The 13,347-nt window shown below is 41.8% G+C and carries 14 protein-coding genes; 3 read left to right on the top strand and 11 right to left on the bottom strand.

Going from position 1 to position 13,347, the window contains the following annotated elements; all coding sequences use genetic code 11:
- The first annotated feature begins 111 nt into the window (after positions 1-111).
- Entirely contained in the window at positions 112-1,914 is a 1,803-nt protein-coding gene (gene rbtA, locus ACPUEY_RS10950) for a rhombotarget A (protein WP_425122108.1), read from the top strand.
- A 16-nt stretch (positions 1,915-1,930) separates the two neighbouring features.
- Positions 1,931-4,348, top strand: a complete 2,418-nt coding sequence (locus ACPUEY_RS10955; protein WP_092818643.1) for a CSLREA domain-containing protein — start codon at positions 1,931-1,933, stop codon at positions 4,346-4,348.
- Positions 4,349-4,409: 61 nt separating this feature from the next.
- Here ACPUEY_RS10955 and ACPUEY_RS10960 read toward each other — a convergent pair whose 3' ends face one another.
- The 5 genes from ACPUEY_RS10960 to ACPUEY_RS10980 form a co-directional block, all read right to left on the bottom strand.
- A complete protein-coding gene (locus ACPUEY_RS10960) occupies positions 4,410-4,814 on the bottom strand; it encodes a DUF3106 domain-containing protein (protein ID WP_092818642.1) in 405 nt (134 codons plus the stop codon).
- On the bottom strand, positions 4,804-5,124 hold the full coding sequence (locus ACPUEY_RS10965) for a hypothetical protein (protein ID WP_092818641.1): 321 nt from the start codon (positions 5,122-5,124) through the stop codon (positions 4,804-4,806). Before ACPUEY_RS10965 ends, ACPUEY_RS10960 begins: the two co-directional genes overlap by 11 nt.
- Positions 5,121-5,735 carry an RNA polymerase sigma factor gene (locus ACPUEY_RS10970; RefSeq protein ID WP_092818640.1) on the bottom strand — a complete coding sequence of 205 codons (615 nt, stop codon included), beginning with the start codon at positions 5,733-5,735 and terminating at the stop codon, positions 5,121-5,123. The genes ACPUEY_RS10965 and ACPUEY_RS10970 overlap by 4 nt, the downstream gene beginning before the upstream one ends.
- A 166-nt stretch (positions 5,736-5,901) precedes the next feature.
- Positions 5,902-6,678, bottom strand: coding sequence for a TrmH family RNA methyltransferase (locus ACPUEY_RS10975; protein WP_092818639.1), 777 nt, complete (start codon positions 6,676-6,678; stop codon positions 5,902-5,904).
- 54 nt (positions 6,679-6,732) lie between these two features.
- Positions 6,733-7,707 carry a class 1 fructose-bisphosphatase gene (locus tag ACPUEY_RS10980; protein WP_092818638.1) on the bottom strand — a complete coding sequence of 325 codons (975 nt, stop codon included), beginning with the start codon at positions 7,705-7,707 and terminating at the stop codon, positions 6,733-6,735.
- A 186-nt stretch (positions 7,708-7,893) separates the two neighbouring features.
- Between ACPUEY_RS10980 and ACPUEY_RS10985 the strand changes: the two genes are divergently transcribed.
- Positions 7,894-8,088, top strand: a complete 195-nt coding sequence (locus tag ACPUEY_RS10985) for an NF038105 family protein (RefSeq protein WP_086196183.1) — start codon at positions 7,894-7,896, stop codon at positions 8,086-8,088.
- A gap of 39 nt (positions 8,089-8,127) precedes the next feature.
- On the opposite strand, the gene pal is transcribed toward ACPUEY_RS10985, so the two are convergent.
- From pal to ybgC, 6 genes are all read right to left on the bottom strand, one after another.
- Entirely contained in the window at positions 8,128-8,697 is a 570-nt protein-coding gene (gene pal / locus ACPUEY_RS10990) for a peptidoglycan-associated lipoprotein Pal (RefSeq protein WP_092818637.1), read from the bottom strand.
- Positions 8,698-8,744: 47 nt separating this feature from the next.
- On the bottom strand, positions 8,745-10,028 hold the full coding sequence (gene tolB, locus ACPUEY_RS10995; RefSeq protein WP_425122111.1) for a Tol-Pal system beta propeller repeat protein TolB: 1,284 nt from the start codon (positions 10,026-10,028) through the stop codon (positions 8,745-8,747).
- Positions 10,029-10,236: 208 nt separating this feature from the next.
- Positions 10,237-11,484, bottom strand: a complete 1,248-nt coding sequence (tolA, locus tag ACPUEY_RS11000; protein WP_425122109.1) for a cell envelope integrity protein TolA — start codon at positions 11,482-11,484, stop codon at positions 10,237-10,239.
- A 3-nt stretch (positions 11,485-11,487) separates the two neighbouring features.
- A complete protein-coding gene (gene tolR, locus ACPUEY_RS11005; RefSeq protein ID WP_425122110.1) occupies positions 11,488-11,937 on the bottom strand; it encodes a protein TolR in 450 nt (149 codons plus the stop codon).
- A complete protein-coding gene (tolQ, locus tag ACPUEY_RS11010; RefSeq protein WP_131273413.1) occupies positions 11,937-12,635 on the bottom strand; it encodes a protein TolQ in 699 nt (232 codons plus the stop codon). The genes tolR and tolQ overlap by 1 nt, the downstream gene beginning before the upstream one ends.
- A gap of 24 nt (positions 12,636-12,659) precedes the next feature.
- Positions 12,660-13,070, bottom strand: coding sequence for a tol-pal system-associated acyl-CoA thioesterase (gene ybgC / locus ACPUEY_RS11015; protein WP_092818632.1), 411 nt, complete (start codon positions 13,068-13,070; stop codon positions 12,660-12,662).
- Positions 13,071-13,347: the final 277 nt, after the last annotated feature.

Here is a 13,347-nt window from a genome sequence, read left to right on the forward strand (position 1 = left end):
AAAATCTTGAGAAATTGTTCAAGCTGTGACAAAGTACATCAAAATAGTTCGATGTTGCAGGGATATTGCAACTAAAGAATAAAAAAAATTAAAGAATATAAGGAGAGTAATATGCTCAAACGGAGCATAGGTATAGGGATGTTATGCTTTGCAGGACATGCTTATAGTGCGGACATTATTGTAAATACCACTGAAGATACTAAAAAAGATGATAAAGAATGCTCATTACGTGAAGCAATAGAATACGTTAATCTGGGGTTGCCTAAACAAGGTTTTTATGGATGTGGAGGAGAAAACTCTACCTCAACTATTCTGTTAGATAAATTAAAAATCTATACGCTTACAAGCAAAATTAATATTACATCAGCACTTAATCTGAAAACTTATTATGAAACTAATGTGAGTGATACTGCTGTTGCCGGTTTAAACAACGCGATTATTCGTATGACAGGCCAAGATCAAATTTTTAATATTGATGATAATGCCAAAGAACGCGTTACGGTAAACATGCAAGAAGTCAGTTTTGAAGGTTGCCAAAAGAGCGTCTGTGCCGATCGCGGTGGTATTTTATATAATAATGAAAACCTGGTTCTAAAGTATGTCAAACTCACGGGAGGAATAGCGCGTTTAGGAGGAGCTATCTATAATGTGGGTGAAAATGCCGATGCCGACATATATAGTAGTCGTGTATCGATTAGCAACAGTTTGATTGAAAATAACGAAGCGGTGAGTGGTGGTATTTTATACAGCCAACGGCCAAATTTCACCATCACGAATGTCGTTTTTAAAAATAATAAAACCACGTCGGGTGCGGCTAATATTTTTAGCGAAAAGAATATTCCAGACCCTTCTAAACTGACCTTTCCCTCTAAGATCAATATGATTACCAATAGTACCTTTGTGAATAACACAGGCTATGCGGTTAACATTCGGGATGGGGTAGGCTTAAATAACCTCACCATTGTTGCAAATACCGCTGGGGTGCAATTTGAAGCACCAAATGCTCAAGGCTATATGGCTAACAGTATTGTGATTGGTAATCCAAACGGAACAAATAATAATTGCCAATTTAGTGGTGATGATAAAAGTATTTTGCAAAATAACCTGGTTAGTTCTGAATGTAGAAGTGGTGATGTCAATTATCCGAATGAATTTTGGACTGGAAATAAAGTTTTTGCAGGAGACAGTAGCGAGGGCAGTTGTAAATCACTTATTGCAGACCAGGAAGCCTTACTTTGTCCTTATGCCACACCAAAAGATAGCTTTTTAGGATATATACGGCCACGTATTTTACTGAGTGCAAAGAACATGTTTGATACGCTCATTTTAAATAAAGGGCGAGTTGATTCAAATACTGAGCATGTTCAGGTGATCTGTGAAGGATTAGACCAGCGTGATATGAGCCGAACCACTGATAACAGCTGGTGTGACCGCGGTGCTATCGAGATTATTGTACCCACGACTATTTCACGTATTGGACAGGATTTAAAAGTAGGTGAAACAGCGAAAATCAATATTTTGCAATACCTGGGTGATAGCGACTTATATCCAAAAGAAAAATGTGAAGCGTTATTGGGCAAACATCCTAATGGTGAACAATGGCAAGACGGCTGTGTATATGTTGATCAAACCTTAACGGAGAGCAAAGGTTCACTGACTTTAGATATTGATGGTAATTTGGTTTATACGCCAAATGGTAGTTGGCGCGGTGCGGATATTTTTGAACTGCGTGTTGTTACATCTTCTACACGTTTTAATGAAAATAAAAAATATCTGGTGCTTAGTGCAAATATCGTGCAAGAGCAAAGTAATGCTATGGAAAGCAAGAGCGTCAACACATCAGGTGGTGCATTGGGGTTGTTGAATATATTGGCTTTATTAGGTCTAATGGGTCTACGTCATTATAAAAAATAAGAAATAGGGAAAAGTGATGCACAATTATAAAAAAGGATTGCTCTGTGTGATGGTTTTATCCGCTATGTCATTAATGGCAGCAGAAGATAAAACCATTAAAGTCACAACATTTGCAGATGAAAATGGCGAGAACACAAATGCTTGTTCATTGCGTGAAGCAATCATTACTGCGAAAAAAAATACAGCTTATGGGGGATGTACTTCCGGAAATACACTGAATGGTGTAGCGGATAAGATTCAATTAGAAGCTGGTATATATAGGTTAAATTCAGAGCTGGTGCCGGAATCGGCTTTGGTGATTAGTGGCATTTCACGTTTTAACTATGATGAAAAAGATAAACTGACGCAAAAATATCCTGGATTTGAAAAGATCAAAACTATTATTAGTGGTGAAAATCGTTCAAGAATTTTTAATACCAGCGAGAGTGAAACCAGTCTAACGCTAAATGATATTCAACTTGAAAAAGGTTATGCTGAAAATGGTCGGGGTGGAGCATTATTGCTCGGTGGGACTTTAAGCTTCAATAAAGGTGCAATTCTAAACTCGAAGGCGGATATTGCGGGTGGGGCAATTTATAATATTGCGCAAAATATTGAAAAAGAAGTCAAGATAAGTAACAGCTTAATTCAAGGAAATCAGGCCAATAAAGGCAGTGTCATAGCAATGGATTGTTACAGCAATCTGGGTGATACCAAACCTGCAGTGACTATTTCTCAAAGCAGTATTATTCAGAATGGTTCGACCAGCAGTACCAGTACATTGGATTTTTGTGGTGTTGCAAATATAAACTTATCTGCGAATACGATTGCACAGAATATAGCAAACTCAAGCAGCGGTAGCATTCTACGGGCAGTAAGCGACGGTTTAGATCGTTTTAGCCCTTATTCGACTTTTACTGCTATCAGTAATACGATTGTAGAAAACTCGGGATATAGCACTTTTTTATATGATGAATCGGGCGCCAAAGTTTTCGCATTTAACATTTTAGCTTTTAATAATTCGGATAAATCTTGTCGTTATAACTCGGATAATGGTGTTCCGAGTGAAAAAATGATCTTTGTTGCAAGCAATAATGCCTTGAACTTGGCGACAGGATTAAATCAATGTGTGTTACCAAAAATTGCTTTAGAATCCACGATTGAAAGTTCGAAAAACTTAGATGTCTCTAATATCAGTTTTTCTAGCTTACTGTCTAGGATGACAGAATCATCAGCATATAATATGTTCTTGCCTTTATATTATCCAAGAGATAATCAAAATGCAGCAGATTTAATTGATGTCAATCGTTCAGGTTGCAGTGATTTTGATCAACGCGGTTTAAGCCGTTTTTTAGATACGGTTTTACAACTTGAACCAAGCAAAAAGAATAGCTGCGATATTGGTTCGGTTGAACGTATGAATTTATCCGCTATAGATATTACAGATTTAAAAAATAGCTCGATTATTAGTTTATTGGAATTTTATCAGTCCAATATTGATGAACTTAAGGCATTAATTGCAGAAGGAGTTAAAAACTCAACCGGGATCAATGATTTCAAAGAGGAATTAGTTCAATATGAAAACCTGTTGACATATACCAAGCAGCACCAAAAATACCGTGCAATTTATTTTGATCCATTTGTACTGGCGATTCCTACAGAAGAGCGGGTAAGTGATACATCGGGTGAAGATTATCGCATCAAGAGTTTAAATGCCGATAACTATACCGTTGAGGTTGAGCCTTATGGCATTGGCACACTCACCGTCACCGGTGGTAATGCTGTGCTAAAAGGTGGACTGGATGACTTAAAATGCGAATGGAATGCAGATTTTAAACAGATCATGATCTATCGCACACGCGGTGAATTGCTGAATCCTGCTGATTATGCCTACTGTAAATACACGCTTAAAGAGAAAGGTGGTGAAGCCAAGCAGTCTTCAGGTATTTTACAGGCAAGTTTTGTCAATATTACTCCTGTTGCAAAGAACGATATCTATTCAATTAGCTCAAGTTCTAATCTGGAAATAACCGTTAATCCTCTGGAAAATGATCATGATGATGGTGATGGCCTGACTTCTACTTTACCTGCAGCAAAACCAGCATTTTACCAGGATAAACAAGGACAAGAGATTCCAATCCAAATTGAGAAGTTACCAGCTGGGTTGACTATGACGGCAGAGCGTCAGGGTCCTTGTCCTGGTAATGATGTCAGCAATATATGTTATGGTGGAAAATTACATTTTGCAGTTAAGAATAATTTCAGTCAGTTCGATTATCCGGTGACTTATAAAATATATGATGCTGAGGGATTGGGATCGAATACGGCAACTATTTATTTAAACAACACTGCCCAGAATACCAATTCAACATCGAGTGGTGGGGGTTCATTCGGAGTGTATGGGGTATTTGCTCTTCTAGGTTTAACTTTATATCGACGTTATCGCATGAAGTGATAAAAAAGCCGCTGACTTCAGCGGCTTTTTTGACTTTAACTTTTTAAAAATAATCACATGATTAATGAATGGTAGTCGTTTGTGGGAAATATTTACTGATATATTCTTCACGAATGAGGGGGCGCTCTTCGGGTGTCGCCTTTTGCATACGGAGACCTAATTCTCTACGTTCCTGGCTGCTCATTTTCTGCCAGGTTTCACGCATTTTTTGTTTTTCTTGCTCTGGAAGCTGGGTAAACCAATCCATACGTTGCTGTAAGGTGGTACTTTGGGCTTCAGGTAATTCTTTCAGCGATTGGTAACGTTGAATGAGTGCACGTTGTTCACTATCGGATAATGTTTCCCAGGTTTCTGCAACTTGAGTATCGGCATCTTTGGAAAAAATCCAAAAACGTTCGAAACCAGCAAAACTGGTTTGTAAAAATCCGAGTGCACAAAAAGCAAATGCTAATTTTTTAGCTGCCATGTGGAACCTTATCCTCACCTAATACCAGTAACATTTCCAAATCTTCAACCATTTGAGGGGATAGTTTTGGAGTCACCACCACTTGATTTTGAGGTTTTGTTGACATTTCAAAGGAGTCTGGCAACACCACAAATCCAGCTATGGCTGCAGCAAGAGCAAAACCTGACATTTTCCAAAGACCATAACGGGATGTTTCCCGTGCTTGAATTTCTTCGATCACGTGATTCATCACCACAGGTTTAGCTTGGTGATGTTGTGCGAGCCCATCGAGTTTGGAAGTAACTTGTTTTAAGAAATCATCTTGTTTCATTCGGATGACCCTCCACGATATGGATTCAAATGTGCTAAAGCAGCCCGGAGACCTTGAATAGCACGGTGATAATGAGTTTTTACACTACCTTCACTGCACTGCATGATTTGTGCCGTCGTGTGTGTATCAAAACCTTCCCAGGCACGAAGCATAAAGGCTTGTTGCTGGCGAACAGGAAGCTGAGCGATGGCTTCTTTTATTTCTTCGGCCGTCACGGCTTGATCAAGAAAATCGAAGGGACTGGGAGTGTTTTCATCGACAATATCATTCAGCTCAATATCATCATCATCCAGACTAACTTTCTTGAAAAAAGAAAAAGGTTGCGCCCGACGGGCTTCCTTTCTGCGCCAGTCCTGCAGTTTATGGTTTAAGATGGTATAAAACAGGGGATACCATTCATCAGTCGATTTATCGGCATAGGCTTTGTGCAAGGAAATAAATGCTTCCTGTACCAAATCCATCGCAATGCCTTGTTGACCTTGGGTCGCACTTTCCATCATGACCAGGGCACGTCCAGTCACATCCTGCATAAAAATCTTCAGGCGTTGTTCAGCCGTACTCTTCAAAGTACTTAAATTTTCCGACTGAGACTGTTTCGGTGCTGAATCCATAGAGATGGAAAATCCTGTCATTGGATACCCACCATTATTTCCAATTTCATGATCAAATAACGTTGGAAATAATGGTTTGGTTGACAAAAATAATATTATTTTTCTAGTGTAGTCTATTTTTAAACATCCACCAGGGATGTTTAAAATAAAGTAACGAAAGAGCAGTTTATAAACGCTGGCGAACCATCTCGAAGAAACAGACTGAACCGGCGATGGCAACGTTTAACGATTCCTGTCCGCCCGGCTGGGGAATTGAAACCGCCTGTGCATGTGCAAGCGCATATTCAGAAACACCTTGGCCTTCGTTGCCTAAAATCCAGACACAGGCTTGGGTCAAATCTTTCGTATACAAACTTTCTGATTCATGTGAACTGGTTACGTATACCGGAATCTTGAATTGAGACAAAATATCTTCCAGCGCCACATTTTCATAAGTATGCAAGGAAAAATGTGCACCCATTCCTGCACGGAGTACCCGTGGCGACCAGAGTGAAGCTGAACCTTTGGTGCAGACAATTTGGTGAATACCGGCGGCGGCGGCAGAGCGGAGTAATGTACCGACATTGCCCGGATCCTGAATATTTTCCAGAATCAAGGTGTCTGCTGTGAAATCGAGTGCATTTCGGGAGCTGGGTAAATCGACGATGGCAAGACAAGCCAGTGTGGTACCGAGCGTACTCAAATCCTTATACAGGGATTCACTAATAACAAAGACTGCACCCTGGTATTGCTCGGCAATACGGTCGAAGTCAGGATGGCTTAAAGCCTGTTCGGTGGTAAAAATAGATTTGATTTTTCTATCTTCAGCTAACCAGGCCAGACACAAATGGGTACCTTCAAGTACGGTTTGACCTTGTTTTTTACGATATGAATTTTGCTCAATTAAGCCACGCAAGTGTTTAATTTTGGGATTATCTTTTGATTCTAGAAAAATAGTCGGCATGGGAGAATAAATCCACGGAAGCAAGTCATGAGGACTTACTTCCGCTATAAAAAATTAATTATGATAGCCAGTTACGAGGTCAACTTCGTTTTTAGAACCAATCACAACAGGAACACGTTGGTGAAGTTCAGTCGGCTGGATGTCCAGAATACGTACACGCCCCGTTGTTGAAGCGCCACCTGCCTGTTCCATCAGCATACTCATAGGGTTGGCTTCATACATTAAACGTAGACGACCGGCTTTTTTCGGGTCTTTAGTGTCATATGGGTACATAAAGATACCGCTACGGCAAAGAATACGGTGGATATCACCCACCATACACGCCACCCAACGCATGTTGAAGTCTTTTTCACGCGGGCCTGTTTTACCTGCAAGCAACTCGTCGATATAACGTTTTACCGGTGCTTCCCAATGACGTTGATTCGATGCATTGATCGCATATTCTTTGGTATCTGCGGCAACCTGAATATTTTCAGAAGTCAGCAAAAATTCTTTAGATTCTGGGTCGAAAGTAAAGAATACCACACCCGCACCTACAGTCAGCGCCATCATGGTGGATGGACCATAAAGAACATAACCTGCTGCGACCTGGTTGGTACCTGCCTGCAAGAAATCTTCTGCCTGGGTTAGCGCATGTTTTGCTGGAAGAATCGAGAAAATAGTCCCGACACACATGTTGATATCAATGTTGCTAGAACCATCAAGAGGATCAAACAATACCAGATACTTGCCATTTTCTTGAGCTGGAGTGAATTCGTCCAATTCTTCAGAAGCCAGACCACCCACGTGTGGATGGACTTTTAGGGCATCAATTAAATAATCATTTGAAATAATATCAAGTTTCTTTTGTTCTTCACCCTGAACGTTTTCGTGTTGTGCACTCCCTAAAACACCAGCCAAAGCACCTTTTTGCAATAATTGATCGATGTCTTTACATGTATTGCCAATTGTTTCAATAACTTGAGCCAATTCAGGTGTAAGATTCCCGTTTTGTTGTTGTAAATACTGGGAAAGGGTGAGGTATGACATGACAGGAAAGCTCCAATTAGAAAATGATAAAAAATTATCAAAAGAATATGGGCAGCTATTTTAGATGAGAACGCGGCAAAAGAACAATTAAACTCGACTATTTGTCGCGATTTTACTCTTGTAAGTTCTGTGGAAAATGCTATGTTGGGGTCTATAGGTTATGGAAAACGTGATAGGAGCATAATTATGACAACGCAAAAGTTTGATGCGACTCCAACGCCAAATGAAGCTATGAGTTTAGATGATATTTCTGCCGAAAAAGTGAAAGAAGCGTGGAAAGCATATGAAGCTAAACCTGAATACAAAAAATTCAACAAGCATGATCTGATTGAATCCATGCAGCATCCGCAAGAAGCCTCTCAAGCATCTGAGAAAGCTTAAAAAAAGCGCTCAAGATTGAGCGCTTTTTTATTGGAACCCTTATTTTAATAGAGGGGGAACGGCTTCGTAGTTAATTTCTACGCGGCGGTTTTCTTTCCATGCATTTTCGTCATGACCTGGATTAATCGGCATTTCCTTACCATAGCTCACGGCTTCCAATTGGGTTGCAGCAACACCGTTAGTCAGCAGGAAACTTTCTACAGCTTTGGCACGGCGTTCACCCAAAGCCATGTTGTATTCACGGGTACCACGTTCATCGGTATGACCGGTCAAAGCAACTTTTGAATTGGCATTGGCGACAAGAAATTGGGCATGTGCCTGAAGGGTTTGATAGTCTTCATTTGAAAGTTCACTGCTGTCATAGTCAAAGTGAACCACACGCTTGGCCAAGAACGCCTTGTTCGCAGCAGTGACACCTTTAGATGATGCACCTGCCAGGTTCTGTGCATTCAAGGCTGCATCTTCACTTAGACCTTCAGTACTGACGCTAGTGGCCTCACTCGGATTTTGTCCTGCCTGAATTTCAGCAGCAGGCTTGCGGCTGGCACATCCAGTCATCACCAATGCCGTTGCAAGCACAGGAAGTACCAATAATTGAACTGCTTTCATCTTTATCTCCATGATTATCATTACTTTAGATTAATAAAATTAAATTGTTATTTTGGTGCCCAAGCCGGTTCGCGAACTTCGCCCTGTTCACTTGGCAAGTTCATGCGGAAACGGCCATCCAGTGACATGATGGACAATAAGCCTCGATTTCCTTCACGGGTTGCATAGACCACCATTTGACCATTTGGAGAGAAACTTGGTGACTCATCCAGGCTGGTCGGGGTAAGAATGTTGGTAATACCGGTGTTGATGTCCTGAATGGCAACTTTGTAATTGCTGCCACTTGGACGATGGACCAAAGCAATTTTTTTGCCATCAGTACTTAATGTACCACGGGCATTAAATGCACCCCGGAAGGTCAGACGCTTACTTGTACTATTGGCAAAATTATAGCTATAAATCTGTGCTGAGCCACCGCGGTCAGAGGTGAAAATAAAGGATTTGCCGTCAGGAGCATAACGCGCTTCGGTATCAATGGCACTGTCACTGGTCATGCGCTGTAGTTCACGCGTATCCAGGTTCATTTGATAGATTTCAGGATTGCCATGCATGGAAGCCGTAAACAACATGTTTTTGCCATCTGGTGAGAAGCTCGGTGCACCATTCAGCCCACGGAAACTGGCCAGTTTTTCACGTTTCCCTGTAGCCAGGTCCTGTACGTAAATGGCCGGACGTTTGGTTTCAAATGAAACGTACGCAATTTTTTTCGCGTCTGGGGTCCAGGCCGGTGACAGGATAGGATCACGGGAAGTCAGAATGGTTTTCGGCTGTTCACCATCGGTATCGGCAATTTGCAGGGTATAGCGCTGTTCCGGGGTGGCAGGGTTACGCAGTACATAGGCGATACGACCGCTAAAATCGCCTGGAATACCGGTTAATGCCTGATAAATGGCATCACTGATCATGTGGCCGGCTTGACGAATACGTGAAGCAGGTACAGTCAATAATTCATTTAACAGGTATTGCTGTTTTTCTACATCATAGAGCTGATAATGAACTTCAAAACTGCCATTGTCCGTGGTTTTCACTGTTCCTGTCACCACATACGGAACACCGGCAGATTTCCATGCTTCTGCATTTGGAGCATTCATGCTTGCTGTTGCAGGAAGATTTTTGGAAGCACTGGAAAATTTGCCGGAACGGTTCAGGTCGTTTTCGACAATTGGATAAATACTTTGATCATTATTAAATGGAATAATGGCAATTTTTGGCGCTTCTTCAGGGGCCTTGGCAATCTCCAGATGTAACTGAGCATGGGATTGGGTGGCTAATACCGGGCTTAAAGCGGTCAAAATGGTCAGGCAAAGTAGATGTTTACGCGTCATTTCCATCATCTGCTACGTACTCTAAAAGATATAAATTATTGTGAATTTGCTTGTGTCACATAATGGCATGATTTTGAATGATTGAAAGCACATCATGATGACTAAACTGTTATAAGACTGTGAAAAGTGAATAAAATTTTATCTGTTTTATCGGCTGTCCAGTTTAAATGTCAAAAAAAGCCACATCAATCAAAATTTGATGTGGCTTTTTATACTATTTCGCCGTAAAGCTCGAAGTAAAGGTTCTTGCTTCACGTCGTGCATCTGGATCGGATGGCATAGGATAAGGTGCAGCTGCCCGAACTGCGGCTTCTACGCTGGCTTTCATATCAGGGTCACTCGAGTTGACAATTACGGATTGAACCGAACCGCTATCACTTAAAGTCACACGGGCAGTAGCTTTTTGACCTGATGAGCCACTTGGAATATCCCATGCACGCTTGATTTTATTTTCAAAATCACGTTTTGCAGTTGAGGCAATTTTCTTTGCTTCAGCCTTTTTGGTTGCCGCTTCTTCTGCAGCCTGTTTAGCAGCTGATGCCTTGGCTTCTTCCGCGGCACGTTCACGCGCTTCCGCATCTGCTTTCGCCTTTGCAGCGGCATCAGCCTTGGCTTTGTTAGCCGTATCTGCTTTCGCTTTTGCAGCGGCATCGACTTTGGCTTTATTCGCTGCATCTGCTTTCGCCTTTGCAGCAGCATCAGCCTTGGCTTTGTTAGCGGCATCGGCTTTAGCTTTTGCAGTGGCCTCAGCTTTTGCTTTTGCGGCGGCGTCAGCCTTGGCTTTATTTGCAGCATCAGTTTTTGCTTTCGCAGCTGCATCTGCCTTGGCTTTATTCGCTGCATCTATTTTAGCTTTAGCAGCGGCTTCAGCGCGCTGTTTATCCGCTTCCGCTTTTCTTAATGCATCCGCTTTTACTTTTTCTGCTTTTGCACGTTCAGCCTGATCTATTTTGCGTTTGGCATCAGCTTCTGCTTTGGCAGCTGCCTCTGTCTTGGCTTTATTTGCCGCATCAGCTTTGGCTTTTTCAGCAGCCTCTGCTTGAGCTTTTAGTTTGTTGGCTGCAGCGACTTTTGCATTTTCAGCGGCTTGTTGTTCAGCTTTTTGCATCGCTTCGGCAGCCGCCTTGGCTTGCTGTGCGGCTTTATCAGTATCAGGTTTTACTTGCGCTGGAGTAGGGGGCGCTACTGGAATCACCGGAGCCGGTTCCACACTTGGTTCAGCCGTTTGGGTAATTTGCTCGGCGACATTTTGGTGGGCTGTTTCATCAAACTCTGTGACTTCACGTGTCACAGGTTTTAAATCTTCAGGTTTAACTAAAACCGTCGTGATCTTTTTAGGAGGCTCAGGTGGTTTACTCATGCCTAAAAAAAGTAAGCCAGTCAATGCCACCACATGGACACCGATGGTAAATCCAAGCGCAATCGTTTTTTCTTTAGATTGTGGCTTTGTGAAATCTTTCATAAATTATTTTAATGGCTCAGTCAGTAAACCTACTTGAGTTAATCCTGCATCCTGTAAGGCAGACATGAGTTTCATGACTTCACCATAAGGACGAGATTCACTGCCGTTAATCAGTACACTCATCTGCTTTTTCTGTGCTGAAGCTTGTTGTTGTGATTCAGTCAGTACCGCTTTTAATTCGTCCAGTGTAAGTACATTATTATTATGTGATTTGTCTTCAAGTTTAATGGTGCCATCCGTTTCAAGCGTAACAATGGCAGGGCGGTCTTCGGCCTGCATGGGTGTGCCATTGGCTTGAGGCAAATCAACTTTTACACCGGTCGTAATCATGGGGGCAGTGACCATAAAAATCACCAGAAGTACCAGCATGACATCAATATAAGGCACGACATTCATGTCGCTTTTTAACGGTTTTTTGATACGCTCAAAGCGTCCGGAACGTTGAATCGCCATCAGTCATTTTCCTGTGCAGAATCCACAGTTTGACGTTGTAATAGCGCCACCATTTCTTCAGCAAATAAAGCACGGTCTGAATAAACTGCTTCACCTTTTGCAGTGTAATGGTTAAAGGCCAAAACGGCAGGAATGGCGGCAAACAGGCCAATTGCAGTTGCAATCAGTGCCTCGGCAATACCCGGAGCAACAGTGGCCAGCGTCACCTGATCGACATCTGCCAGGCCAATAAAGGCATTCATGATGCCCCAAACCGTACCGAACAGTCCGACATAAGGAGCAACGGAACCAATGCTCGCCAACGCACCCAAACCCTGCTCCAGATTGCCTTGATCACGGCTCAAGCCAACGCGTAAAAGGCGTTCTGTGCCTTCAATGCTTTGCTGGGCAGGCGCATTGCGTTTTTTGAGTTTTAAAAATTCACCCAGGCCCTGATAAAAGATATCTTCCAGACCGACACGTTTGGAATTGAGCTGGGCATTGTTATACAGGGTGTTTAATTCGGCGCCCGACCAGAAGATTTTTTGAAAGTGTTGATCTTCGGCCTGGGCTTTTTTATAACTCATATGTAACTTGGCAATCAGATACCAACTATATAGTGATGCCAGAAGGAGCAGCAGCATTACCAGTTGAACGACAGGACTTGCTTGTAAAATAAGATCTGATACGTGTAGCGAAGATTCTAGTTGTGTTGCCATAGTTACAATGTGCCAATAAATTTTTTAGTCTTGTCCTAACTCTTTCAGAATTAGTGAACGGATTTCCTCAGGAAGTCGTGTTGGACGCATGCCGTCGACACTGATACATGCCAATTCGACTTCACCAGATGCAAGCATGATTTCACCACGATAAATATTCTGTTGCAATACAAATGATGTCGCTTTACACGAAACTACACTCGCGGTAACAGTAATCAGGTCATCCATCAGGATAGGGCGTGCATATTTTACGTTAATTTTATGGACCACAAAGTGATAATCTTTTTGGTGCCAGTAATGTTCAACACCTGCCGCACGTAACCATTCAGTACGCGTACGTTCCATAAAACGAATATGGTTAGCATGATAGACAATGCCACCTGCATCGGTGTCTTCAATATATACACGAATGTTGAATTCGAATTTATTCGCCATGATGGATCCCATTTTTCAATTCAGTTTTATGGTTTTAGCTGTACTTTTAGCAGGTTAAAAAACTGTGAGAAATGACGTTTTTTCTGCCAAGAGTCAAGCTGTGTAACGCATTGCAGTTTATCATTCTGAGATTTGAGTCCAATGGCACAAGGTTTCAAATGAAATCTAGGTGGTGTTTCAAAAAGTATGCTGAAAAAAACAATATGGCTTTTGATAAAATAGAGGTATGAAAATAACGCTACAAATCAAATGTCCTACCTGTCTAAGTAACAATATA

It is taken from the genome of Acinetobacter sp. G11, from assembly GCF_049808495.1.
GTDB classification, from domain to species: domain Bacteria; phylum Pseudomonadota; class Gammaproteobacteria; order Pseudomonadales; family Moraxellaceae; genus Acinetobacter; species Acinetobacter kookii.

Excerpts from the sequence above, each read along its gene's own strand:
- ACPUEY_RS10975 (WP_092818639.1), bottom strand. The coding sequence starts at position 6,678 with ATGCCGACTATTTTTCTAGAATCAAAAGATAATCCCAAAATTAAACAC.
- tolA (WP_425122109.1), bottom strand. The coding sequence starts at position 11,484 with ATGAAAGATTTCACAAAGCCACAATCTAAAGAAAAAACGATTGCGCTT.
- ACPUEY_RS10980 (WP_092818638.1), bottom strand. The coding sequence starts at position 7,707 with ATGTCATACCTCACCCTTTCCCAGTATTTACAACAACAAAACGGGAAT.
- rbtA (WP_425122108.1), top strand. The coding sequence starts at position 112 with ATGCTCAAACGGAGCATAGGTATAGGGATGTTATGCTTTGCAGGACAT.
- ACPUEY_RS10985 (WP_086196183.1), top strand. The coding sequence starts at position 7,894 with ATGACAACGCAAAAGTTTGATGCGACTCCAACGCCAAATGAAGCTATG.
- ybgC (WP_092818632.1), bottom strand. The coding sequence starts at position 13,070 with ATGGCGAATAAATTCGAATTCAACATTCGTGTATATATTGAAGACACC.
- ACPUEY_RS10960 (WP_092818642.1), bottom strand. The coding sequence starts at position 4,814 with ATGGCAGCTAAAAAATTAGCATTTGCTTTTTGTGCACTCGGATTTTTA.
- ACPUEY_RS10955 (WP_092818643.1), top strand. The coding sequence starts at position 1,931 with ATGCACAATTATAAAAAAGGATTGCTCTGTGTGATGGTTTTATCCGCT.
- tolR (WP_425122110.1), bottom strand. The coding sequence starts at position 11,937 with ATGGCGATTCAACGTTCCGGACGCTTTGAGCGTATCAAAAAACCGTTA.
- ACPUEY_RS10965 (WP_092818641.1), bottom strand. The coding sequence starts at position 5,124 with ATGAAACAAGATGATTTCTTAAAACAAGTTACTTCCAAACTCGATGGG.
- tolQ (WP_131273413.1), bottom strand. The coding sequence starts at position 12,635 with ATGGCAACACAACTAGAATCTTCGCTACACGTATCAGATCTTATTTTA.
- tolB (WP_425122111.1), bottom strand. The coding sequence starts at position 10,028 with ATGGAAATGACGCGTAAACATCTACTTTGCCTGACCATTTTGACCGCT.
- pal (WP_092818637.1), bottom strand. The coding sequence starts at position 8,697 with ATGAAAGCAGTTCAATTATTGGTACTTCCTGTGCTTGCAACGGCATTG.
- ACPUEY_RS10970 (WP_092818640.1), bottom strand. The coding sequence starts at position 5,735 with ATGGATTCAGCACCGAAACAGTCTCAGTCGGAAAATTTAAGTACTTTG.